The 23,342-nt window shown below is 44.9% G+C and carries 22 protein-coding genes and 4 pseudogenes; 6 read left to right on the top strand and 20 right to left on the bottom strand.

The annotated features are described in order from the left end of the window. Positions 1 to 78 precede the first annotated feature (78 nt). From PKHYL_RS13725 to PKHYL_RS17775, 15 genes and pseudogenes are all read right to left on the bottom strand, one after another. Positions 79 to 612: a hypothetical protein gene (locus PKHYL_RS13725; protein WP_240365404.1), complete on the bottom strand. Its 534-nt coding sequence runs from the start codon at positions 610 to 612 to the stop codon at positions 79 to 81. Beyond that, the gene (ftsA, locus tag PKHYL_RS13730; RefSeq protein ID WP_240365405.1) at positions 572 to 1,444 is read right to left on the bottom strand and encodes a cell division protein FtsA; all 873 of its coding nucleotides are present in this window, start codon (positions 1,442 to 1,444) and stop codon (positions 572 to 574) included. The genes PKHYL_RS13725 and ftsA overlap by 41 nt, the downstream gene beginning before the upstream one ends. Positions 1,445 to 1,556: 112 nt before the next feature. Beyond that, positions 1,557 to 2,030, bottom strand: a complete 474-nt coding sequence (locus PKHYL_RS13735; protein WP_240365406.1) for a cell division protein FtsQ/DivIB — start codon at positions 2,028 to 2,030, stop codon at positions 1,557 to 1,559. A gap of 49 nt (positions 2,031 to 2,079) precedes the next feature. Continuing rightward, the gene (locus PKHYL_RS13740) at positions 2,080 to 2,349 is read right to left on the bottom strand and encodes a hypothetical protein (protein WP_240365407.1); all 270 of its coding nucleotides are present in this window, start codon (positions 2,347 to 2,349) and stop codon (positions 2,080 to 2,082) included. Between the two features lie 512 nt (positions 2,350 to 2,861). Further along, entirely contained in the window at positions 2,862 to 3,800 is a 939-nt protein-coding gene (locus PKHYL_RS13745; RefSeq protein ID WP_240366542.1) for a D-alanine--D-alanine ligase, read from the bottom strand. After that, positions 3,740 to 3,961 carry a hypothetical protein gene (locus PKHYL_RS13750; protein ID WP_240365408.1) on the bottom strand — a complete coding sequence of 74 codons (222 nt, stop codon included), beginning with the start codon at positions 3,959 to 3,961 and terminating at the stop codon, positions 3,740 to 3,742. Before PKHYL_RS13750 ends, PKHYL_RS13745 begins: the two co-directional genes overlap by 61 nt. 23 nt (positions 3,962 to 3,984) lie before the next feature. Further along, a pseudogene (gene murC / locus PKHYL_RS13755) lies at positions 3,985 to 5,393 on the bottom strand (UDP-N-acetylmuramate--L-alanine ligase). Between the two features lie 86 nt (positions 5,394 to 5,479). Further along, entirely contained in the window at positions 5,480 to 6,565 is a 1,086-nt protein-coding gene (gene murG / locus PKHYL_RS13760; RefSeq protein ID WP_240365409.1) for an undecaprenyldiphospho-muramoylpentapeptide beta-N-acetylglucosaminyltransferase, read from the bottom strand. A 276-nt stretch (positions 6,566 to 6,841) separates the two neighbouring features. Next, positions 6,842 to 7,813 carry a glutathione synthase gene (gene gshB / locus PKHYL_RS13765; RefSeq protein ID WP_071003766.1) on the bottom strand — a complete coding sequence of 324 codons (972 nt, stop codon included), beginning with the start codon at positions 7,811 to 7,813 and terminating at the stop codon, positions 6,842 to 6,844. Positions 7,814 to 7,877: 64 nt separating this feature from the next. Beyond that, positions 7,878 to 8,595, bottom strand: a pseudogene (gene pyrE / locus PKHYL_RS13770) (orotate phosphoribosyltransferase). Positions 8,596 to 8,656: 61 nt separating this feature from the next. Then, a complete protein-coding gene (locus tag PKHYL_RS13775; RefSeq protein ID WP_071003041.1) occupies positions 8,657 to 9,655 on the bottom strand; it encodes a hypothetical protein in 999 nt (332 codons plus the stop codon). Positions 9,656 to 9,728: 73 nt separating this feature from the next. Next, positions 9,729 to 10,568 carry an SDR family oxidoreductase gene (locus PKHYL_RS13780; protein WP_071003040.1) on the bottom strand — a complete coding sequence of 280 codons (840 nt, stop codon included), beginning with the start codon at positions 10,566 to 10,568 and terminating at the stop codon, positions 9,729 to 9,731. Positions 10,569 to 10,628: 60 nt separating this feature from the next. Beyond that, complete coding sequence (locus PKHYL_RS13785; RefSeq protein ID WP_240366573.1) at positions 10,629 to 11,150, bottom strand: DUF7840 domain-containing protein; 522 nt, start codon at positions 11,148 to 11,150, stop codon at positions 10,629 to 10,631. Beyond that, complete coding sequence (locus tag PKHYL_RS13790; RefSeq protein ID WP_269778182.1) at positions 11,086 to 11,895, bottom strand: lipoprotein N-acyltransferase Lnb domain-containing protein; 810 nt, start codon at positions 11,893 to 11,895, stop codon at positions 11,086 to 11,088. Before PKHYL_RS13790 ends, PKHYL_RS13785 begins: the two co-directional genes overlap by 65 nt. Positions 11,896 to 11,945: 50 nt before the next feature. Then, positions 11,946 to 12,515: a DUF7843 domain-containing protein gene (locus tag PKHYL_RS17775; RefSeq protein ID WP_269778183.1), complete on the bottom strand. Its 570-nt coding sequence runs from the start codon at positions 12,513 to 12,515 to the stop codon at positions 11,946 to 11,948. A 65-nt stretch (positions 12,516 to 12,580) separates the two neighbouring features. On the opposite strand from PKHYL_RS17775, the gene PKHYL_RS13795 reads away from it, so the two are divergent. The 5 genes and pseudogenes from PKHYL_RS13795 to PKHYL_RS13815 all read left to right on the top strand — a co-directional run bounded on the left by PKHYL_RS13795 (position 12,581) and on the right by PKHYL_RS13815 (position 15,986). Continuing rightward, positions 12,581 to 12,736, top strand: a complete 156-nt coding sequence (locus PKHYL_RS13795; RefSeq protein ID WP_240365410.1) for a hypothetical protein — start codon at positions 12,581 to 12,583, stop codon at positions 12,734 to 12,736. A 209-nt stretch (positions 12,737 to 12,945) separates the two neighbouring features. Continuing rightward, positions 12,946 to 13,569, top strand: coding sequence for a 1,6-anhydro-N-acetylmuramyl-L-alanine amidase AmpD (gene ampD / locus PKHYL_RS13800; RefSeq protein ID WP_093069401.1), 624 nt, complete (start codon positions 12,946 to 12,948; stop codon positions 13,567 to 13,569). Between the two features lie 124 nt (positions 13,570 to 13,693). Then, positions 13,694 to 15,243, top strand: a pseudogene (gene murJ, locus PKHYL_RS13805) (murein biosynthesis integral membrane protein MurJ). Between the two features lie 129 nt (positions 15,244 to 15,372). Next, positions 15,373 to 15,672, top strand: coding sequence for a hypothetical protein (locus PKHYL_RS13810; protein WP_240365411.1), 300 nt, complete (start codon positions 15,373 to 15,375; stop codon positions 15,670 to 15,672). Continuing rightward, positions 15,672 to 15,986, top strand: coding sequence for a DUF4878 domain-containing protein (locus tag PKHYL_RS13815; protein ID WP_240365412.1), 315 nt, complete (start codon positions 15,672 to 15,674; stop codon positions 15,984 to 15,986). Before PKHYL_RS13810 ends, PKHYL_RS13815 begins: the two co-directional genes overlap by 1 nt. Positions 15,987 to 15,997: 11 nt before the next feature. On the opposite strand, the gene PKHYL_RS13820 is transcribed toward PKHYL_RS13815, so the two are convergent. After that, positions 15,998 to 16,609, bottom strand: coding sequence for a GNAT family N-acetyltransferase (locus PKHYL_RS13820; protein ID WP_071003037.1), 612 nt, complete (start codon positions 16,607 to 16,609; stop codon positions 15,998 to 16,000). 245 nt (positions 16,610 to 16,854) lie between these two features. On the opposite strand from PKHYL_RS13820, the gene ribF reads away from it, so the two are divergent. Then, positions 16,855 to 17,922 (top strand): riboflavin biosynthesis protein RibF, encoded by a 1,068-nt coding sequence (gene ribF, locus PKHYL_RS13825; protein WP_093069396.1) that lies wholly within the window; start codon positions 16,855 to 16,857, stop codon positions 17,920 to 17,922. Between the two features lie 185 nt (positions 17,923 to 18,107). Here the strand turns inward: ribF and PKHYL_RS13830 are convergent, their stop codons facing one another. From PKHYL_RS13830 to PKHYL_RS13845, 4 genes and pseudogenes are all read right to left on the bottom strand, one after another. Further along, complete coding sequence (locus PKHYL_RS13830) at positions 18,108 to 18,347, bottom strand: DUF2789 domain-containing protein (RefSeq protein WP_093069393.1); 240 nt, start codon at positions 18,345 to 18,347, stop codon at positions 18,108 to 18,110. 298 nt (positions 18,348 to 18,645) lie between these two features. Then, entirely contained in the window at positions 18,646 to 19,635 is a 990-nt protein-coding gene (locus tag PKHYL_RS13835) for a malate dehydrogenase (RefSeq protein ID WP_178379285.1), read from the bottom strand. 407 nt (positions 19,636 to 20,042) lie between these two features. After that, on the bottom strand, positions 20,043 to 20,684 hold the full coding sequence (locus PKHYL_RS13840; RefSeq protein WP_240365413.1) for a hypothetical protein: 642 nt from the start codon (positions 20,682 to 20,684) through the stop codon (positions 20,043 to 20,045). Between the two features lie 479 nt (positions 20,685 to 21,163). After that, a pseudogene (locus PKHYL_RS13845) lies at positions 21,164 to 23,285 on the bottom strand (transglycosylase SLT domain-containing protein). Positions 23,286 to 23,342: the final 57 nt, after the last annotated feature.

Genomic DNA, 23,342 nt, shown 5'->3' on the forward strand with positions numbered 1-23,342 from the left:
CTGTTACTGCTTAGCGTATTACTTTCAATATGACTTCAATTTTTACTTACTTTATTTAAGAGCATCCTACAAAAGCGCTTATGCTCTACATGTTTGGTAAGTATGTCTATAGTATTTTTTCAACACATCAGCAAAACGTTTGCCTGCGCTTTGAAAGACCCCTGTGACTCGATTTTTTTGAATCGTATCAGGTTCGCTTTTTTCACTGCGGCGAAACTGCTCACTTTGACTATATAATAGTGTGCCAAAAGCTGTTTGGTAAGCCCGGTCATTGACCTGACTATTAAGCTGTTTAAATGACTCATCGTTATCAAAATGATTGTAAGCACTAATAGCAGGATGCGTATTGGTCAATACCACTGGCATTTTGAGCAGCCGTTTAGCAAACGGTATCATTCCTTTAATCGTACTACCGCCGCCTGTCAGCACGATACCTTTGTCAATATAGCCTATTAAACCTGCTTCATGCAGTTGACGAGCGACTTCAGTGAATATCTGCACATAACGCGCTTCAATGATACGTGCTAAATTATAGATACCGATGTTGATTTCATCGCTCGATCCTTGCGGTTTAAAACAAAAAGAATGAGCTTGGGTCGACACTATTGGCATCAGCCGTACCATGAGACTTTTTCAGTTTCTCAGCTTCAATCATCGATATACCAAAATCAGCTGAAATATCCATTGTTACTTCATGGCTGCCAGTAGCAATACAATGCGTAAAAATCAATTTATTTTCTTTGTAAACACAAATACTGGTCGTACTGGCACCGATATCTACCAAGCAAACCCCTTGCTGACGCTCTTCGGTCATTAAACTGTATTCAGCACTGGTCACTGCATCAAATACGATATGGTCAATACCGACATCGCAGCTTTGTAGTAGTTTTTGAATATTTTGGCGGCTAGCGACAGGCATCATCATCATGTGATACATCACAGTGATATTATGTGCCATCATCTCAATTACATCGTCGACCATGAAGTCTTGATCATCAACATAGATACCTTGCTGGCAGCAATGCATGAGATAGTAATCGGATGGCAGATCGCGCGACTTGGCATTAGACAAGGCCTGTACCATATCTTTGGCACGTACGAACTCGTCCTCAACCCTCACCTCTCCAGCACTGTTTTTACTAGATAGCTCAGGTGTTGCGAGCGTCAACCACACGCTATGCACGCGGCAATTGGCAGTATCCTCTGCTTCTTGGATGGCTTGCTTGATAGCACCTTGTAGGCGTTCACGATGCTTAATTTGGCCTTGATAAAAATCGCTATTTTTAACTTGCCCTACGCCTAAGATACGAATGTCTTTTGCAGAGACAACATTGCCAATTACGACATACACTGCCGTGGCACTTAGATGGACAACAACCAAATTTTCGTTATATTTCATGGTAGCAGACAAATTATTACTAAATAGGAGCGCAAATAATGCCATCCTATTGAATCATTAAAAAAAGCGCTGTTAATACGCTATGATGTTGTACATATATTATTCATTTTGGGCAAACAGTTTCGACTCAAGTAACCACTCATCAGTATTACTTCAATTATTTGGGCTCATCAACTGGCGGCGCTGACATATCCCAGGCAATCGTAAAACCATTCTTGTAGCGTAAGTCTACAGATTGCATCTCATCTCGGCGTCCGCTTAACTGATTACCAAGTAACTGGCTTAGATTCAGTAATTTTTGTGCGGTGTTCTCATTATCGACGATGACGCGCAAGCCATTATCAAAACGAATGAGCCAAGTCATTCTTGGTGACAAAATAATGTCTTCAACCTGCATATCAAGTGGCGCATACCAATCATTGACTTGCTGCATTTGCTGCATAATGACTGGCGCTTGAGCCATTTCACCTTGCAGAGTAGCAAAGCGCTCTTGCGTCAAGTCGCTACTATCAGCAGGAACGAACACAGATCCTTTGGCATCAACCAAGCGCTCTGTCCCAAAATTAGCGACTGCTTGCTTAGGTAGTGCAGTAACTACAATGCCGCGTTGCCAGTCTCGAGAGATACTCACTTGATCAACCCATGCAAGGCTTGTCGTAATATCTCTTAATGCTTGCAAATCAGAAGTAAAAACTGCTGACCTTTTGCTGATCCATCACTGTCTGCAATGAGTTGTATTGAGCGGTAGAGAGCCCTTGATTGCTGATATGAATCTCAGCAGGCGGTGCATCACGTAACGCTTTACCACCCATTATCAATATTAGTACCAATAATCCTAATACCAATATCATAAAAAGATATCGGGCCGAGGTTGGTAATTGGAGTTTGGATGCTGGGCGACCGGCTTTATCACTCATCAAGTCAGTTACCTCGTTGACAGTTTGAGCCATAACGACCTTTGTCCCTATATTTGCATAAAACTGATCATGCTAATTATCGATGTAAATCTGCAAGTTTTTGCAGAAGCTTATTAAAGCAATATATTATCAAAGACTGTCAATAAAAAGACTGATAGTCAGCGATTATTCTTATTTAAACGTAACATTTTTCTTAGGTTATGAATAACTTATAGGTTATCCCTACAAAAACGTAAATATTACTAAAACAAAGCTATTCTTACAATATTAACGTATTTTATAGGCAAACAATAGCGTAACGCTCGCTAGTAGCCTTGAATTTACACAAGTTTACATGAAGCTATGTTATAGCAGCTCTAGTGATACATTGACGGCTTTTTTGACTAAAATCGCCATGCTACAAAAGTGATAAAGCTGAGAAATTATAAACCTCTATATAATTTATCATTGCCCATGCTTTAACATAGCTCATTTATTCAATATGGTTGTCATCAGACTCATTGCTAAAAAATCGTGATAAATATGATGAGCGCCACATCAAAAAATTAGACTGTCTGCGATAATATGTGCCAGCACAATGTGTCAAAATCCATGCCTCTAGCTTTGGCTGCCATTGGTACCAAACTATGACTGGTCATACCGGGCACGGTATTGATCTCAAGCAACCAAAAATTCCCTGCTTCATCCTGCATGGCGTCAATACGTCCCCAACCTTTTGCATCTACAGCACGGAATGCCGCCAGACTTAATTCTTGCAGATGCTTCTCATCAGCAGCGCTCAATCCGCAAGGAATATAGTAGCTGGTATCGTTACGATTATACTTGGCTTCAAAGTCATAGAAATTGGTGATATCAGCAGGCTCAAGTCGAATGACAGGATAAGCTTCGTCATCGATAATCACAATCGTAAACTCACGACCTGTGATCCAGCGCTCAGCCATCACGGCATCACCACACTGTACTGCTGTGGCATAGGCAGCAGGTAACTCATCGAGATGATTGACCTTGGTCATGCCAATACTTGAGCCTTCGTGAACGGGTTTAATGATAAGCGGCAGTCCTAGCATATTGACCACTTGCTGCCAGTCGGTATCAGCCGTCAATAATGAAAACGGTGCTGTGGATAAGCCGCAACCTTGCCAGAGCTGTTTGGTACGCACTTTGTCCATACCTAATGCTGATGCCAAAACGCCAGATCCCGTTTGCGGTATATCAAACCACTGTAATACACCTTGCAGTAGACCGTCTTCGCCGCCACGACCGTGCAAGACATTAAACACGCGATCGTAATCACGTAATTCTGTGATGTCTTGATGCTTAGGATCAAAATGAGTGGCGTCGACACCTTGGTTTTGCAGTGCCTGCAATACAGCCGCACCGCTATCCAAAGACACGCTGCGCTCATTGCTGCTACCACCATAGATCACAGCGACTTTACCAAACTGAGCGGCATCTTTACATGACCAGTCATCGTACTGATAGATTTTTTATTCTCTTCCTCATTTGGCGAAATGCTCGCGTCGCTTTGTCCTGCTTGTGCAGCCGCCGCCAATGCTGGTTCTGGAGTGGTGATGGCTGATCTATCTTCGGTATCATCGATAGCGAGGTTCTGAGTACTCATGTTTTCTTTATTATTAGTCGTCATGAAGATAGTTCCTAAATTTTAGCTTACTTGATGTAAAGATTATTGGCAGCCAAATCAATAGCGATATGCCCCACATTACCCGCGCCTTGCGTGATAAGCATGTCATTGGCTTTTAATAAACGCTGCATCACAGGGCAAGATTGTCTTTATCAATAATCGTCGGTTCAACTTCACCACGCAGACGGATACTGCGTGCCAACGATTTGGTATCAGCCCCTGCAATCGGGCTCTCCCCTGCTGAATATACATCCAATAGTAGCAGCTCATCAACACTTGATAGTACGTCGACAAAATCGTCATAACAATCACGGGTACGGCTATAACGATGCGGTTGAAATAACATCACTAAACGGCGATCAGGAAAGCTTTGGCGAGCCGCTTTGATCGTAGCGTCAACTTCTTTGGATGATGACCGTAATCATCAATCAATAGGACATTGCCATCATCGATATCGACTGAGGCATGCTGCTCAAATCGGCGGCCTACCCCTTCAAACTTCTGTAGGGCACGCTCAATCGCGGCATCATCAACACCTTCATCCGTGGCCATGGTGATAGCAGCCAGTGCATTATAGACATTATGTGTACCAGGTATGTTTAATGTCAGACGCAATGGCTCACGGTCACGGCGCAATACGGTAAAGTGCGTCTTGGTACCTTCTGCCACCAGATCGACAGCTTGTACGTCATTAAAAGGCTCAAGGCCAAAGGTCAATACTGGGCGACCAATGTCATCAATCATCGCATACAGTTCAGGGTCATCACCGCATACCACGGCCAACCCGTAAAACGGCATGTTTTGCAAAAACTGAATATAAGCAGCTTTTAACTTATCGAAGCTGTTCTCATAGGTTTCCATGTGATCTTGATCGATATTGGTCACAATTGCTGCCATTGGTCGCAGTGATAAAAAGACGCATCGGACTCATCCGCTTCTGCTACCAAGAAACGGCTGTTGCCTAGTGCTGCATTTTTACCTGAGGCATTTAGCTTACCACCAATCACATAGGTAGGATCTAGCTGTCCTTCTGCCATCATGGTGGTGAGCAAACTGGTCGTCGTCGCGCTTACCATGACGATAGCGCATCAACTCGCCAAGCATATCGGCGCGGCGTACGACTGAGAGCTTCAAGCGCAGCTTTTACCTCAGGATTGCTACGATCAATCGCTGATGACACGACGATCACGTCAGCGTTGGCAATATTTTTGGAATCATGACCAATCGATATTTTGATGCCAATCTGCTGTAGACGCTTCGTCACCAAGCTTTCTGCAATGTCAGAACCACTGACTTGATAACCTTGATTGTTCATTACCTCAGCGATGCCGCACATGCCTGAGCCACCAATACCAATAAAATGCAAATGCTGAATACGGCGCATTTCTGGTATTTCAATCAAACGCTTAGGAAGGGCTTTGGCAGAGGTAGACATAAAATTTTCTCTTTATTAAGGGATAATAAAAATTGAAGGACAGTAAAATATGCTCAGTAAAAAATAACGAGTGGCAAAAGCCGAAACTATAAGGCTTGCCAAATAATATCAGCCACTTGTTTACTCGCACTACGATTGGCAAGCGCATGACCTTTTTTGGCCATTTCAAGGCATTTCTCTCGATTGAGTACGCTAAGCTCATCGCTTAAACGTTTGGCCGTTAGCTCTGACTGTGGCAATAAAACCGCAGCAGCATGTGAGGTCAATGTGCGCGCATTGGCGGTTTGATGGTCATCAACCGCATGTGGTAGCGGCACAAAAATAGCAGCAATACCGACATTTTGGATTTCAGTCACTGTCAATGCACCAGCGCGGCAAACGATAATATCTGCCCAGTTGTAGGCCGCCGCCATATCATCGATAAAGGGCTGCACTGTGAACTGATGCTTGCTTAAATCTTGCTCACTATAAGCCGCCTGAGTGGCTGCTTCGTTATTGCGTCCGCATTGATGGAGGACTTCAAACGGTTGGTCTAGCAAAGCCAGTGCTTTTGGCACGGTCTCATTCAATACCTGAGCACCAAGCGAACCACCCACGACCAGTAGTTTAAGCGGTGAGCTATCATTGATATCATAACGCACCTTTGGCTCTGCGACACCAGTGATGGCGTTACGCACAGGATTGCCAACTGTTTCAAGCTTGGCATCTTGTTCACTATTGGCAAAAGTGTTCTCGAATGCTTGTAATACTTTGGTAGACAGCTTAGACAGATAACGATTGCTCATGCCAGCGATGGCATTTTGTTCATGGATAACCAGCGGTGTATTGGTCAGACGTGCAGCAAGTCCACCAGGCGCACTCACATAGCCACCAAAACCAACGACCACGTCAATCTGATTGCTGCGAATCACTTTCACCGCAGCCATCGTCGCTGACAATAACGTTACTGGCAGCTTGACTAAACGACCCACGCCCTTACCGCGCAGCCCCTGCATATTGATGGCATGAAAAGGATAACCCGTCGGTTCAACCAAAACATTTTCCATACCATTTGGCGTTCCAAGCCAATGAATAACCGCACCGCGACCGGTCAGCTCGTCGCTCACTGCAAGCGCGGGAAAAACATGTCCGCCCGTCCCAGCTGCCATCATCAATATGTGCGGTGTTTTCATGGAGATCTGCCTATCTTTACTTTACTGATATGAAGGATTTGTCCTACTACTATGATGCCATTTACTAAAAAAATGACACGGTAAAAGCCCGCATAGTATAGAGGAAATCATTGTCTTATATACAGTACTTTATGCAGTAGAAATAACAAAAAACCAAGCCATGAGCTGGCATGACTTGGCGTCATTTACTACTGACATACGACCATACAAGGCAATGATAAACGAGGTATTAAGACGTACTTTCTTTAATGGACATCTGTCTTAGACTGTCTAAAACTATACCGTAAATTTATTTTCGATTGCCATGATAAAGTCGGTCGCGATATCGGTACCGCACTGATCATCAATCTCACGTACGCACGTTGGGCTGGTGACATTAATCTCAGTAATACGCCCACCGATCAAGTCCAAACCCACGAACATCAGACCTTTTTCTTTGACAATCGGCGCCACAACTTCTGCCACTTGACGCTCAATATCGGTTAATGGCATCGCCACACCGCGACCACCTGCGGCAAGATTGCCACGGGTCTCGCCTTTGCTTGGGATACGCGCCAAGCTATAGTCGACCACAACGCCATCTACAATAAGTACGCGTTTATCACCTGCTTTAATCTCTGGCAAATAACGCTGCGCCATGATTGGTAAAGTCTCAAGCTCAGTCAGCACCTCAATCGTCACGCCAATATTTGGACTATCAGCAGTCAGACGGAAGATACCTGTACCGCCCATACCATCTAGCGGCTTAACGATGACATCTTGATGCTCAGCGATAAACTTGCGAATGTGAGCCTGTTTGCTGGTCACAATCGTTGGGCTCATATACTCACTAAACCACGTCGCAAATAATTTCTCATTACAATCACGGATGGCTTGCGGATCATTGACCACGAGCACGCCTGCTGCTTTGGCATGATCAAGCATATAAGTGGCATAAATAAAGCGCATATCAAACGGTGGGTCTTTGCGCATCAAAATCACGTCATAGTCAGCAACTGAGCCTGTCGTTTTATCACCTAGTGTATAAAAATCTGCAGGATCACGCTTCACCGTAAGCGGCTGAGTATCGACCATTAATTGTCCACGATCCAACCACAAGTCATGAATCTGACAGTAGCCAAGCTGATGACCACGGTCTTGAGCGGCCCACATCATAGCGAGACTGGTGTCTTTTTTATAATTGACCCGCTCGATAGGATCCATAATGACGAGTATTTTTAGCGATTTTTCTTGGTTTTGTTGGCTCATTGTTTGACTCATGGTAGGGCTCACTTACGTTATATTATTAGTATAAAACAGTCTCAGTGCCTAACTATACACCGTACTGCTCACGGTAATGTTGCATTTTGGCTAACTGGGTCGCGTCTTTATGTTGGCCGTTTTGTGCACCATGGTCATCTGCCAAATAGCTGATCAAATCATCGATATCGACCAATGCCCGTACTGGTACTGCTAGTGTTGCTGCAAGCTCTTGAATAGCAGAGTGCTCAGCTTGGCCTTTTTCTTTGCGATCAAGCGCGACGATAATACCCGCAACGCTTGCTCCTGCTTGCTCTAAAATCTCGACCACTTCACGCATCGCTGTGCCTGCTGTGATAACATCGTCAAGCACCCAAACAGCCTTGCCACTTACGTCAGCACCGACCAAATTGCCCCCCTTCACCGTGGGTTTTGGCTTCTTTACGATTGTAACCCCATTTTGCATTGATGCCATGATGTAGCCATAACGCTTGGGCGGTCGCTGCGACAAAAGGAATACCTTTATAAGCCGCACCAAAGATGACTAGCTCTTGCTCATTACCGTCATTATTTGCCGCAATTATCTGTTCAGCTAAGGCATCTGCATAACCACGTGCTAGCAGTGATAACATCTCACCCGTTGCAAGCAGACCTGCATTAAAAAAATATGGACTGATACGACCAGACTTGAGGACAAACTCGCCGAATTTAAGTACTTGGTTATCTAAAGCCAGTTGAATAAATTGATGAGATGAAAACGTTGGGTCTTGCAGGCGCGATACGTGAGACATGATGACATTCCTATGGGCAAAAGAGGGGCGAAAAAATTTGCATTATTGTACGCATTATTGATCAGCTTGACCAACCGTTGATCTCGTAATCCTGCATATTGGCATAGCGAGTCAACAAACCACTACGCGACGAGATATTAAAATAACTCTGTCCATCTGCCCGCACTTGTATCTCCCAGCCTAAATGATACGCAGCAACAATGATGTGACCAGCAAATATCCGGATCTGACGATATGCGTGGCGCTGCGTAGGCTCACAGACAATCTGACTGAGCAAATAACTACGTACGTGCTGGCAAATTTGCGCGGCACTATAGCTATGATTGATACTTTTACGAGTACTACATTGCTTTAGCGCATGGACAGCAGCGCTACAGGCCATAATATCTGTCGCCAAACTGCCCTCGCCTGTCTCAAATTGCTGCGGTTGCAAAATCACTTGCCAATCATCGGCATACAGGCTACTCAGCAGTTCATCAGGATTATAGCGTTTGATCAATGCGCGCAGAGAGGCTAAAGACTCGTTAACTTTGTCATTGTTATTTGGCTCAGCCATCTCGTCGCTATCAGCAGAGCCAAACCCATAACGATTGAGTTTTGGATAGGTACGAATCGCCTGCTGGATATCTGACATATCTAATAATGTCATCTTTGATAATGGCGATAATAAGGGCTGATCACTGTGATTTTGATAAAAGCTATCAGGCAATTCGACAAGCTGTGCCGCCTTGAGTAACGATAGATGCTCCGCCAAGGCTTCTGACGCAATCAGCGACCATTTTGATAAGCTATCTGCATTAGGCTGATAGAACCGCGTCGAATTACCATAAAGCCGGCGCAGCTGACCATCTAGGAGACGAGCAGGCTCAGGAATATCACTCAATGGTCTGGCGGGATCAAGGGGGGATCGTTTGGGATCAAAGTTCGGATGTACGATCGCAGGTTGCTGTGAATCAGCTAGCATAAAAGACTGCCCAGCATCGCCTTTTGTGAGCTTGCTACCTTCTGCTGCCAGACTGGCATGAGACAAATGGTCATCAGAAGTAAACGGCTGAGTCATGAAATCTCCATAAACTATCACATATAAAACGAACAAAAACGTTCAAACCGAACAATGATCTTAACGCTAAAAACTACGCTTGATGGTCTAAAATATCACGATAGCCTGTCTGCCAATCAGCGTACTCAAGCCAAGCTAAAGGAATGTTGCTATGTAAACGCTTTCCTGTCACTGATGTCTTTTTTTCATCGATAGTAGGCGCGGCTTCGCCGATTTGTTCACTCAACCAAACACCAAGCTCAAAAGTGGTCACAGGTCTGTAGTCTGTCGCAAGATAGAGTGGCTTTGGTGCGGCTGTCGTCAACACATTGGCAATGATAGTGACCAAGTCGCGATCCATAATACGATTGCTCCAATGCTCGGCGGCTACTGGCTCTTTTTGTGGCTCGCGCGCTTTACGCACGCGCATAAGGCGCTCACGTCCATAAATGCCGCTAGGTCGAATGATGATGGCTTTATCACCAAAGCTTTGCTGCAGTGCTTGTTCGGCTTGCAATATAACCTTTGATGCGTCACGCTCAGGCGTCATAGGTTCAGTATGCTCATCGATCCATTCGCCATTGTCTTGACCGTAAACACCAGTAGAAGAAATAAACACGACGCGCTGCAGGTTCGCCAGATTAGCAGAAAGCGTTGCCAAATGCTGGCTGATCGCTAAGTAACTGTCATGATAACCGCTGGTCGAATACTCATCAGGGGTGACGATAATCGCAATATAGGTAAATGATTGCAGCTGCTCGCTCGTCAGAGTCAGCGCATCAGCCTGCAAAAAATGGGCGCTATCCACTAATGCATAATGATGACGCTCACTACGAGCCAGCCCTGTCACCGAAAAGCCGTCTTGTGCCAGCTTATTGGTAACAGGCAAGCCGATATCACCTTGCCCGATAATAAGTATATTTGGTGTACTCATAAAGCATCTTTCCTTTTATACCACTTATACAACGATTACAGCGCTAAAAGATAACTCTACTTAAAAATACCGTCTGTATGACAGCTGTATATCCTCATTCGCATCGACGCGCTCTTGCCAGTCGTAGCTGGCATTGATACGTAGTGCTTGTTTTTTATCAATATCGTATTGTAAACCGAGGCTTGAGATCGGTTGCCAATAATGACCACGAACGTTGGACTCATCGCTGCTGCCATGATACCAATATGGCAATTGCAATTCAGCTTGCGCGCGTAACTGATTGTTAATCTGATAACGACAGCCGGCATTAACGCCTGCCCCTACCCGAAAGCCTTTATTGATAGCGCGCCCTGCTTGCGCGGTCCCGGCCAAAAACGTATAGCATAGTTGCGGCGGCATCTGACCCGTACCACTGCTTGGCGTACCAAATGCCCACGACCAGCCCGTCTCATAACCCACACTACCCACCAGATGATCTCGCCCGCCCTCTTGTGAGCCATCATTCACTCGCGTCGCCTCAATGCTTGTACCCCACGTTTTGCCTTTTTTGCCAGCATTGATAGGGATTAAAAGAGCGTCCACGAATCAAAGTCGCATTTTGCAAGACCACGCTGTCTGGTTGATTGGGCTTATCATCATCTGTGTCATATAGACGTAAGGTCGCAGCTACCCCTTCTAAATTAAAAAACTGTGAATACCCTGACGCGTGGTCAAGCGTATCATGAAACCCTGCTCTAAACCCAATATCGATATAGTCATTGTCACCGCGCTGACCGATAGCTATCACTCCCAACTGTAGTGGATGCCTATCTATTGGATTATTATCCGATACCTCGATTTGACGTTTGCGTAACCGTTGTCCATCATCTGATAGGCTTGATACAGGATTGATCTGTGCCGATTTTATCTCATTTAAGGTTTGTTTGGCGCTGTTATAATAGCCCAACTGCGCGCGTTGTTGCTTAACGTCATTAAGCTGAGCTTGACGCAACGTATTGTCGGCCGGTGTATAAGTGGCATTTGCCAAAAGATTTTGACTGTTTAATAACTGAATGACATCAGAGGGCACGACCACATAAGCCAGTTGCTTCAATAAATTCTGCTGCGGACGAATAACGTCAATCAGGCGCAGAATCTCAGAAGCACAATTATCCGTGGTAAAGTAATATGGCATTTTTAGCGACTTGGTCTCCCAAACATGGCGCATAACCTGCTGTACTTCACTAGATGTCAGATTCAACTGATACGTCCACGTATCACGCTCGTCATCTTGTAGATACTTTGCGAGCTTTTTGGGGATAAGGATCAATCTCGATGGCGCTGTCATAACTGCCAATCATGGATTTGGTCGCATAGATTGGAAAGCTATCGTTTGGATCACCATCCACCGTATAATTGAGCGCATACGCCTGACTGATTTGATTGGGATCTGCTACGCTCGATTTTTGAATCAATGCGCAATAACGTATGACCAAAGGCAGAGAGTGGGTTGTCCAAATACTCCTCAGCAAACACAATAGATAACTGCTCAGGCGCCAATGTCGACATCCAGTCATCCAGCTCTGGACACTCAGCCGATAGACTCGCATCATCGATAGACAGCGTCTCTTTTAGCCATGCCACTCGTGCTGGGAAACGGCACAGAACGGAATTATTATTGGCTTGAGTTTTTATATGAATGTTTGCTTGGTTATTACCAGTTGTCTGCGATGTGAATTCTTTTGCCAGTGCGACTAGTGTCGCGTCTAATTCTGCGGCTGAATCCTGCTGACCGTTATCACTCAAAAAAAAGCGTGGATCATCGACCAGACTCTCCGTTTTCTTTTTAGATAAAATGCTGCTTTGATTATCGTAAAAATACAATAAGCGTCGCCATGTTGTATGCTGTGCTAGATTATCAGTTTTTGCCTGTCGACGCCATGTTGCCAGTAATTGTTCTGTCGCCATATCTGACCCAGACGCAGTATTATTTTTGAGTATTGTTTCCAGTATTACTGAGAGTAGATGTCTCAATGCGAACAGCATCTTCAGCGTCACTAGGTGACGTACTATCTGATAATTCAGATGAGAGCGCTCCTTCGGTGACCAATAAAGGCGTCGGTAAAAATGCCTGCGTGTTTGCAGAAAACAATAGCGCCGCTATCGCCAATGGCAGTCGCGCTCGCTGACCAATGGTTATTAGAGTATAAGTTCCAGACGAAGACATCGGTTTTATAGACATGAGGCGGGCTCTCACACGTTATTATTTATACGCTATTCGCGCTGTGAAGGTTTATTCTGCTAGAGACTCAAATGATATAAGCAAGCTGCGACCATCTAACTACTTTGATAAACTTTCTATCACAACATCACCAATACTGTTATAAAAGAGAGCTTTATGCCCGATTCATCATTATCTACATTGCCAATGACAATCACAGATGGTTTGCTGTCAGCCGCTACTTGGCTGGCCTCACCAAACTATAATATCAGGCCAGAAGGTCTAAGTATTGATGCCATCATTATTCATAATATTAGCCTACCACCCAATGAGTTTGGTGCGTGCGACTCTAGCGGCACGCATTATGTAAAAGCATTATTCACTAATCAATTAGATTGGGATGCGCACCCTTATTTTCAGACAATCAAAGGTGCAGAAGTGTCAGCGCACCTGTTTATTGAGCGTGACGGGGCTATCACTCAGTTTGTCAATTTTAACGAACGCGCTTGGCACGCTGGACGCTCTAGCTACTTAGGCCGACCTGAATGTAATGATTATAGCATTGGCATTGAGCTTGAAGGGTCAGATTTTGTGTCCTTCACTTCCGCTCAATATGAGAAGCTCGCAGCGGTAATCGCGGCTATTTATGAAGCGTACCCGAAAACGCAGCGACATTTGACAGGGCACAGTGATATTGCGCCAGGGCGTAAGACGGATCCTGGTGATTATTTTGAATGGGCAAGGTTGCGGGAGCTAGTTGCAGGGTTATTACGAAATAACTCTTTATCACTGCAAAAATGATTTCCACATCCAATCCATTTATCTCCGTGATGAAAGTGCTATAATTCGTCAGTTTTTTTGCAACAGCAAATCAGCACACTAGCTCTTACACAACCCTGTACACAACTTAGCAAGATAGGTTCTCATGGCAAAAAGTCGGTTATTTCGTTCAACCATGGTGGTCAGCAGTATGACCATGTTATCGCGTATTTTAGGTTTGGTACGCGATGTCGTATTGCTAGGGGTTTTTGGGGCTGGCGGTTTGATGGACGCCTTTTGGTCGCCTTCAAAATCCCAAACTTTTTGCGACGACTGTTTGCTGAAGGGGCGTTTAGCCAAGCATTCGTTCCTGTGCTGTCCGAGTACAAGGAAAAGTACAGCTTACAGCAAGTACAGATTTTAGTCAGTCGCACCTCGGGCGCACTCTTGCTGGTATTGTCGATGCTGACAGTTGTTGTTATCTTAATCGCGCCTTGGGTAGTGACGTTGTTTGCCCCCGGGTTTGCCGATCAACCTGACAAATTTGCCATTACCGCTGAATTACTCCGCCTTACCTTCCCTTATTTGCTGTTTATTTCTATGACGGCTTTTGCCAGTGGTATTTTGCAAAGTTATGGCCGTTTTGCTGCGCCCGCCTTTGCCCCAGTCCTATTGAATTTATGTATGATTGGTGGTGCGCTGATTTTGGCGCCGATGTTTGATACGCCTATTATGGCGCTTGGCTATGCCGTGGCGATCGCAGGACTATTGCAATTCTTAATACAACTGCCTCAGCTATGGCAACAAAAACTACTGGTCGCGCCCAAGATTGACTTTCAGCACGAGGGCGTTCGCCGCATTCTAAAATTAATGCTGCCGGCTATCTTTGGTGTGTCTGTCACTCAGATTAACTTATTGCTGAACACCGTTTTTGCCTCATTGATGATTGGTGGTTCGGTGTCTTGGCTCTACGCGGCTGAGCGTATGAGCGAGCTACCACTAGGGCTAATTGGTGTGGCGATTGGTACGGTCATATTACCAAGTCTGTCAAAAAGTGAAGCGCAAAAAGACGATGTTAGTTTCAAAAAGACCATCGACTGGGCCGCGCGCCTTATCATTTTGGTCGGTGTGCCTGCCTCGGCTGCGCTCTTTGTACTCGCAGATGTGCTGATGCAAGCCCTGTTCTTACGTGGTGAGTTCACCCTTCGTGATGCCCAGATGAGTGCACTGGCATTGCGTAGTATGGCAGGTGGTATCTTAGGATTCATGCTGATCAAGATCTTTGCCCCTGCATTTTTTGCGCGTCAAGACACCAGAACACCTGTCAAAATCGGCATCATTTCTGTTATTGCCAACATGGTATTTAGTGTCATTTTTATCGGGATATTTTATTTCTTAGAAATGCCATTACATGGTGGCCTAGCCTTGGCAACGACGGGCGCAGCGTTCGTAAACGCAGGCTTGCTCTATTACTTCTTACACAAGCGCGATATTTTCCGTTTTGGCCCCCATTGGAACAAACTATTCACACAGTTTGCCATTTCAACTGGCTCCATGATCGGCGTACTTTATCTCATGTTACCCTACTTTCCTACTGATGAAGCCCAGTGGCAACGCATCATCGCACTCATGATTATGTGTGTCGCCGGAGCGCTCGTTTATGGCGTGGTATTGCTAGCGACAGGTGTCCGTCCTCGCCAGCTCAAACACGGTTAAGCCAACGTAGATATAGGCATGAGCTTGGCTTACGAAACCAAAACAAGCCTATCATCAGAATTGACAATGCTTGCCACCAATCGTTGTCATAATGACCTATTAATGAATAACTGACATTTGAGGTTCGATATGACAACGAAACAGCCACTCTTCCAGCGCTTACCGCTTCTCCTTGCAACAGGTGTACTCGGTACTGGACTACTGCTGAGCGGTTGCAGCAACAATGAGTCTGCAGTCACTGAAACTGCTACCAACAATGAAGAAGTTGCAGCTGTCGTTGATACTTCAGATACAGACACAGCTGAGCAAAAGACACAGCAGATAGCACAAGTGAAACGACTCAGGTCACAGATGATACTGAGAATACAACGACCGTTGATAATGACAATATCAATCCAGTCACTGCTCCGATTAACCAAAAAAGCCTAGTGACCAATCCGACCGAAGCGGGTACGCCAGAGGATACGGTCAAAAAAGCACTAAATACCTTGTATTATGGTGATGTGAAGGATGCGGCAGGCTACTATCAAGTAGATATGGCAAACTTTGAGCAAGAGCTTGCCAACACTCAATCGGCGTTTCAACAAACGGTCGATGGCGTGACGATTACTGATACAACGTACAATGATGACAAAACGCGTGCCACCATCACTGGCGAGTTGATGCTCAAAGGACAAAGCGACCCTGCACCATTGACCTATCAACTACAGAAAATAGATGGTCAATGGAAAATTTTGGGTTAAGGCATTTTGCTCTAATCATCTGCAATGTTGTCCGATGCCACGGCTTTACCAAGCATCACAACATCAGCGATAAACCCGTCCATATCACAAACTTCTGGCATATACCCCCACTGCTCAAAGCCAAGTTTACGGAACAGTCCCAAACTTGGCTGATTGTGGGCAAAGATAAGGGCAACGATATTTCTGATTCCTAAACTGGGCGCTTGCGTCAACATCCAGCGTGTCAACAGACTGCCCAACCCTTTACTCTGATAATCTTGGTTCAGATAGATGCTGATTTCAGTGCTGATATGATAAGCGGTACGCGCATATAAATCACTGAAACTGCCCCATGCAACAATTGGTAGTTTTGTACTCTGTCTATCGGCATCACCTTCTAGTAATGCTTTGACTACATAAATAGGTCTCGTTGGACTGTCTAAATGCTCATCGAACCAAGCTGTACGTTCTTCGAGCGTTACTAATGCCAAATTTGCCGTTGCTTGTTTGCCAGGAATACTTTGGTTATAAATCGCCAAGACTTCTGCCAAGTCTTCTTTACTGGCACGTTGTACCATAAACTGCTGGGTCAGCTGATGTGTCAACGGGGCAGTTGCTATGACATCTAAGGCAACATCGGACATAGAGTCTCCATATTAATTGGCATTATTATTGGTATTCATGATGATAGTAAAAAATCGTCATACTGATAATAGACGTATGTACAAACCATGAAATTCATAGAGCGTCATTCATACTTGCATTATCCGTAGACTATAGGATGTTAGTGTGGCTATTTTACTTTATAATGGCTAATTTTCGACACATCAATTTTGACCATAGATGTGTTTTTTCGTTTTTTATCTGGTCTCATCATAGCTGAAAACTTATGAAAACCTATTTTCTTGAGCAACTGATTGCATCATCAAATGCCGCGTCTACTACTAATGACCCAGTAGAGTTAGCGCCTTGTGTGCTCACTATTGGCAATTTTGATGGCGTACACCTTGGTCATCAGGCAATGCTGGCACAAGTTCGTGATATTGCGCATACCCAAAACTTGGACGCTGCGGTCATGATATTTGAGCCACAACCACGTGAGTTTTTTGAGCCAGCTAAAGCCCCTGCGCGTTTGACCAATCTAGCAGAAAAGCAGGCACTCCTAGCACAACATGGGGTTAAAACCTTAGTGGTGGCAGGTTTTGATGAGGACTTTCGCTCATTATCAGCACAAGCCTTTGCCGATATATTAGCCAAGCGCTTAAATGTAAAAGCGCTGGTACTAGGTGACGACTTCCGCTTCGGTCATGATCGTACTGGCGATAGTCAGTTTTTGCGCGATTATGGTTTGGATGTGACTAACCTACATACCATCACTGATAGCAATATTGACAACGACCACTTGAATGATGTCAATAATGAGGCTGCACGTATTAGCTCTACTCGCATCCGTGACTTGCTATTGGCAGGTGATATTCATGCTGCCAATATACTGCTGGACCGCGACTACGCCATTACGGGGTCGGTCGTCCGTGGCGATCAAATTGGTCGCACTATGGACTTTCCTACTGCCAATATTGATTTGCAGCGAATAAAACCCGCTTTGCACGGTATTTTTGCCGTTGATGTCGTCAGCTTAGATGAGAATGGAGAGGTCATACCTGATGGTTTAATAAAGCTGGCTACTGATAATAATATAGGCGTCGCAGGTTTGCGTCCACATAGTTTGTTCGGTACCGCTAACATTGGCAAAAGACCCTCTGTTGATAAAGGTGATGACTGGCGATTGGAAGTACACTTTCCCAAACTAAAAGCAGATTTGTACGGGTTGAATCTAGAAGTGCGCTTCTTGCACTTTTTGCATGGTGAGCGTCGCTACGATGGTTTGGACGCCTTGAAAGCGGGTATTCATCAAGATGTCACTGACCTACTAGAATGGCGTGATAATCAAGTTTAGCAGTCAGACGTATCTTACATTTTATCAAGTCCAAACTTTTTTGCTGTTGCGATTCCGGTATGTCCTTGACGATAGTATGCGATGACTTGAAGCTTAAAGTCTAGATCGTAACGCATAAAATACCCCATAAGTTGTGTCCAACTTATGGGGGTCAGTTCAATATATTAGGTTTTTTATATCAGCTTTTAGGCATCAGGATGCATTCGTACATTTAACTCATCAATCGTCTCTACCCATGCTGCATCGTTTTGCCATTCTTCTTGCAAGAACATACGCTGGCTATCGGTCCAGAAATTAGCTTCTATCAATTTCTCTTCACTTGATAACTGGTTGTCTGCGATAAACTTATCAATTGCTTCATCAGAGCTATCTAGACCTAACTGAGCAAATAGCTCATTCATATTATATTCTGGCTCACCCAACATACTTTTCTCCTTAAATGGTGTAGTGGTAATTGTGCTTATTATTCAAATTAACCCATTTATTGTAGCAAGCTTTGTGCTAATAGCTGTTAATCAACGTTTATCTAACGTTATCAATTGTATAGGCAGCAAACAGATATTGCCATTTCAAGAGATGCGATAGATTACTTTTTATTTCATCATATCTTTTGGATAAAGAAACTTATAGACATAAAAAAGCCCTCCTATATTAAGATTAAGAGGGCTTTTTTTCACTCAATACTTAAGTTAAGACAGCTATATAACTGCTTAGCTTATTAGCTTATGGTAGTAGGTGTGCTACTGCATCACGCTCTTCGCTCAGCTCTTGCTCAGTGGCGGCCATTTTCTCTTTTGAGAATTCTGATGACACATCAACGCCGTCTACGATAGACCAGTCGCCGTTTTTGCATGTGCATGGGAATGAGTAGATAAGGCCTTCAGCGATACCATATTCCCCATTTGAATAAACACCCATAGAGACCCAGTCGTTCTCGTCAGTACCGAGTGCCCACGTGCGCATATGGGCGATAGCAGCGTTGGCAGCAGAAGCTGCAGATGAGGCGCCGCGAGCTTTAATGATGGCCGCGCCGCGCTGCTGTACTTCTGGGATATACGTGTTTTCGTACCAATCACGATCAACCAACTCTAGCGCTGGTTTGCCATTGACAGTCGCAGCCGTTAGGTCTGGATACTGGGTCGATGAGTGGTTGCCCCAGATGGTCATGTTTTTGATGTCATTGACAGTGCTGTCAGTTTTTTCGGCTAGCTGTGCCATCGCACGGTTATGATCTAGGCGAGTCATGGCGGTAAAGTTACGTGGATCTAGGTCTGGTGCGTTACGCTGAGCGATTAGCGCGTTGGTGTTGGCAGGGTTACCGACGACCAATACTTTTACATCACGGCTAGCGACTTCGTTTAATGCTTTGCCTTGTGCTGAGAAAATCGCAGCGTTGGCTTCTAGTAAGTCCTTACGCTCCATACCTGGACCACGTGGACGGGCACCGACGAGTAACGCGTAGTCAGCATCTTTGAATGCCACATTTGCATCATCAGTTTGGACAATACCAGCAAGCAATGGGAATGCGCAGTCTTCTAGTTCCATGACCACACCCTTTAGGGCATCAAGCGCTGGTGTGATTTCAAGCAATTGCAAAATAACTGGCTGATCTTTACCTAGCATCTCGCCAGATGCAATACGAAATAGCATCGCGTAGCTGATATTACCAGCGGCACCAGTGACGGCAACACGTAAAGGCTGTTTCATTGACATTGAATACTCCCCTAATTGATGATTAGATCATTCATGATTGTAATAGATGATTATCTTTTTAGATATCGACTTGTTTGCTGCACAAAGGCAGCGCTAAACCGAGAGCTAGTGTAGCACTTCGTTTGGCAAATCGTCTAGAGACAATCAGAGGCTTGCCGCGGATTCTCACGGATTATATTGTTACATTTTATACGAAAAGAATATCTATAAGCTCAGAGCCTATAAATAAAGGGGCTGTATAATTTTTAGATACGGCCCATAGTATGTTTTATCGCTATGAGACGAGTAAATAAGAGCATAAAAATGACAATGTAATACGGGCAAGTTTACTCAGATTTTATTAAAAACAGTACCGAAAAGGATGTAGAAAAGAACGGTAGACTATCTAAAAAATAGTTAAATAAAAGCTATCTACCACCTGAAATGATGAATTGGCTGCCGCAGTTATCTACAACATTGTGACAAGTGCCAAAACTGCTACCCTCATAGCACACATGGATATCCGTCAGTATCGATTGACGACGACTGCCTTCTTGGCAAATGAGATCGACACTATTTGATGACATACCACTATTTAGGCGCGTCATTTGACTAATAAATCGAGATTTAGAGACTGTATAACTGTTGCCCGTATTCAGCTCGTTAGGAAGCTTTAGTTCACCAGCGTAGTTAGTGATTTGTCGGAAGTAGCGACTGGCACTCAGTGGGCTACAAGCACCATAGCGCTGCCACGTTTGGCTACGTACTGTCGTATCAGGCATGATGCGATTGACAACCTTTAGTTGTAGTGGTGTCAAACGTGGCTCGCTACCACGACCACAGCGTTCGCCGTAGCCCATGTCTAAGCCTGAAACTGTTAACGAATAGCCTTCTAGACATTGACGCATGCGGGCTCTTGTCGGCTGCATGCTACATAGCGCGGGGGTCATCTCGACCATCAATACGCGCTGGCCAGCTTTGACCGTGCTCGCCGCATATGCTGGCGTAAGTATAAGACCTTGTATGATTAACAAAGCACCAAAACTCGTCGTTTTATTAACTTTACCCATATGATGCCTATTTATCAAACTTCCACTTATCAAACTTCCACGGAACTGCACCAAGAAACTGGATGTCTTAAATTTTGAGCTTGTTTCTGCTTTCGTATTAGATGACCGGGGCACCTGAATCAGTAACGGTTGCCGAGTTTTCGATAATACAGGCAGTTTGAAGTATTTTTTGATCATAGGGCTGGGAGCAATTAGCAATGATAAAACATGGGCTATCACTTAAATCATTGTGCCAACAGCATTAAACACATAGCGATCTAAGAACAAGACTGAAGAACATAAACGTCAATTAAAGCAATGGTAACAAAATGTCTTTTTTAATCTATAGCAAAAACGTAAACGTTGTCGTGCTCGTCAACAATTGCAAAATTAAGTTCAGTATTTATTGTATAAAGTACTAAGACTTGCTGCCATTTAGCCCATAAAAAATAGACCATTAACTATAAAAGCTAGTGGTCTATTAAATACGAATTCACTGATTAAAAAGCAGCAGGTATTGTACCCATACGTTGACTGATTGGCTGGCTACGACCCAGCAGACTGCTATAGATAGTAGCGTTTTCCATCACGTGTTTGACATAGTTACGCGTTTCAGGAAAGGCAATCGATTCGACATATTGATCTGCGGCGATTGCGCCATAGGTTGGTTGCCAGCGTTTGGCATTATTAGGACCCGCGTTATAGCCTGCGGTTGCCAATACTGGCTGATAGTTCAGTTTACTTAAGATATCACCCATATACCATGTACCATAACGGATATTGGTATCACCACTATTGGCACGGCTCGCACTATAAGTCTCACCTAAGTTACGCGCGATATATTTTGCCGTATCAGGCATGACTTGCATCAATCCGCTGGCGCCTACATTTGAGCGTGCAGAAGACACAAAACGGCTCTCTTGACGCATGATGCCATAAGCCCACGCTGGATCAATGCCTGCTGATTGACTATAACGCACCACTGACTCTTGGTGCGGCATAGGGGTGCGAAAGTGCCAAGCTATTGACTCTATCGGTATTATCGACGGCATAAATCGCCCGATCAAGCCAGCCCATGTCATACGCTTGACGCGCCGCCGCGATAATGAGATTGTCATCACGATTATCACGAGCCTGCTTCACCGCCCAGTTCCACTCGCGGTTGGCATAGGCGCGATTGGCATCAGAATTATATAGCGCGAAAGCGCGAGCAAAGTTAGCGTCTTGCATCACGCGCGCGCGGTCAGCGGTACTGACATTAGGCAAATTGCTACCACCTAAGCGGCTGGCATCAAAGCGCTGACCGATCCTGTCTTTTGCCATCAAGCCATAGTAGTCATTATTTTTCGCTAGGTTTTGATACATTTTTTTGGCGGTATTGCGCTTACTGCTATTGCTTGATTGCTCATAAGCACGAGCCAGCCAGTATTGCCACTGTTCATCCTTTTGAATTTCACCATCCATTTTTGAAATAGCTTCAACCACATCATCCCAGCGGCCAAAGCGGATTGCCGCCATGGCATAGTCTTCAGCTTCTTCAAAGTTAAAGTCATCATCTAAACTATGGCGGAACCAGTCTACTGCTTCAGCATTAAAACCGTCATCGGTATTGTGGTTCATGCGCTTAACGCCAAGCGTACGATAGGCGTAACGACGCGTTTCGTCATTCAATAACTTTATAGCGCGCTGATTGTCTTGCTTGATATCAAAGTCTAATTGCAGGGCCGCTTCTCGATAGGATTTATCTGCGACACGGCCAATAGCATATAGGTATAGGTATTGATTGGTTTGACTGGCGGGCTCGCGGCCAAAGCGGCTAAAAAACGACGAGGGATTGAGCTGAATTTCACTAAGCGCCGAATAGGCAATCGGTGTCCCTAAGCGCGATGATAATGCCATGATGTCGCCTGTCTTACCGACACGCAGCATCCGCTTGAGACGAGCAGCGCGATCCTGATTGCTAATGAGCGCGTTGTTATTCATCTCCATCGCTAGCTGCTCACACAAGGCAGGCTGCTTTTTGGTGGTTAGCCAAACATCAGATTTGGCTGCCATGGCGCGCATGGTATCACCGCCATTATTGAACCCAAGGGCGATAGCGCAGCGCTCACTGGCATCAGCATTGGTAATCAGATTTGCCACTTGTCTGACAGAGGCGTAGTCATTCGACCCCGCTTTGCTCTCCGCAAAATCAGCCACCAACTTCTCAGCCATGACCGTATCTGGATACTGACGCACAAACTGTGATACGGCCGCTGAACTTTGTGAATTGAGATCTAAATTCATCCGCCAATAGGTTGGATACATGGCAAATAGACCGCCGCTCATGATTTGCTCATAATTATAGAGCGCACCCACATCGCCGCGATCCGCTGCGATAGCCGCTGCCATAAATGAGTCAATACTACGGTCTTGCTGATAATTGCTCTCTTGTTGGTAGCTTTCCTCATCGCCCCACGTCAACTCTGCACAAGCTACTTGTGACATACCAAGCGCGCTTATAGCGGTTGCCACACTCAATGCGCTTATCCACAACGAGCCTACTGTGAGTCGTTTCGACGTCTGCTTTTGACTGGTAAATTCTTCATCCTTGATGCTATGAGCAACACGCAACTTTGTCATACTGACTCTCTTTATGATGTCTCTACAAATATTTGAATAACGGTTCGCTAAGTACCG

Source organism: Psychrobacter sp. KH172YL61, assembly GCF_007182895.1.
Taxonomy (GTDB): domain Bacteria; phylum Pseudomonadota; class Gammaproteobacteria; order Pseudomonadales; family Moraxellaceae; genus Psychrobacter; species Psychrobacter pacificensis.

Excerpts from the sequence above, each read along its gene's own strand:
- PKHYL_RS13725 (WP_240365404.1), bottom strand. The coding sequence starts at position 612 with ATGCCAATAGTGTCGACCCAAGCTCATTCTTTTTGTTTTAAACCGCAA.
- ftsA (WP_240365405.1), bottom strand. The coding sequence starts at position 1,444 with ATGGCATTATTTGCGCTCCTATTTAGTAATAATTTGTCTGCTACCATG.
- PKHYL_RS13740 (WP_240365407.1), bottom strand. The coding sequence starts at position 2,349 with ATGGCTCAAACTGTCAACGAGGTAACTGACTTGATGAGTGATAAAGCC.
- PKHYL_RS13750 (WP_240365408.1), bottom strand. The coding sequence starts at position 3,961 with ATGACGACTAATAATAAAGAAAACATGAGTACTCAGAACCTCGCTATC.
- murG (WP_240365409.1), bottom strand. The coding sequence starts at position 6,565 with ATGAAAACACCGCACATATTGATGATGGCAGCTGGGACGGGCGGACAT.
- gshB (WP_071003766.1), bottom strand. The coding sequence starts at position 7,813 with ATGAGCCAACAAAACCAAGAAAAATCGCTAAAAATACTCGTCATTATG.
- PKHYL_RS13775 (WP_071003041.1), bottom strand. The coding sequence starts at position 9,655 with ATGACTCAGCCGTTTACTTCTGATGACCATTTGTCTCATGCCAGTCTG.
- PKHYL_RS13780 (WP_071003040.1), bottom strand. The coding sequence starts at position 10,568 with ATGAGTACACCAAATATACTTATTATCGGGCAAGGTGATATCGGCTTG.
- PKHYL_RS13790 (WP_269778182.1), bottom strand. The coding sequence starts at position 11,895 with ATGACAGCGCCATCGAGATTGATCCTTATCCCCAAAAAGCTCGCAAAG.
- PKHYL_RS17775 (WP_269778183.1), bottom strand. The coding sequence starts at position 12,515 with ATGGCGACAGAACAATTACTGGCAACATGGCGTCGACAGGCAAAAACT.
- PKHYL_RS13795 (WP_240365410.1), top strand. The coding sequence starts at position 12,581 with ATGCGAACAGCATCTTCAGCGTCACTAGGTGACGTACTATCTGATAAT.
- ampD (WP_093069401.1), top strand. The coding sequence starts at position 12,946 with ATGCCCGATTCATCATTATCTACATTGCCAATGACAATCACAGATGGT.
- PKHYL_RS13810 (WP_240365411.1), top strand. The coding sequence starts at position 15,373 with ATGACAACGAAACAGCCACTCTTCCAGCGCTTACCGCTTCTCCTTGCA.
- PKHYL_RS13820 (WP_071003037.1), bottom strand. The coding sequence starts at position 16,609 with ATGTCCGATGTTGCCTTAGATGTCATAGCAACTGCCCCGTTGACACAT.
- ribF (WP_093069396.1), top strand. The coding sequence starts at position 16,855 with ATGAAAACCTATTTTCTTGAGCAACTGATTGCATCATCAAATGCCGCG.
- PKHYL_RS13830 (WP_093069393.1), bottom strand. The coding sequence starts at position 18,347 with ATGTTGGGTGAGCCAGAATATAATATGAATGAGCTATTTGCTCAGTTA.
- PKHYL_RS13835 (WP_178379285.1), bottom strand. The coding sequence starts at position 19,635 with ATGTCAATGAAACAGCCTTTACGTGTTGCCGTCACTGGTGCCGCTGGT.
- PKHYL_RS13840 (WP_240365413.1), bottom strand. The coding sequence starts at position 20,684 with ATGGGTAAAGTTAATAAAACGACGAGTTTTGGTGCTTTGTTAATCATA.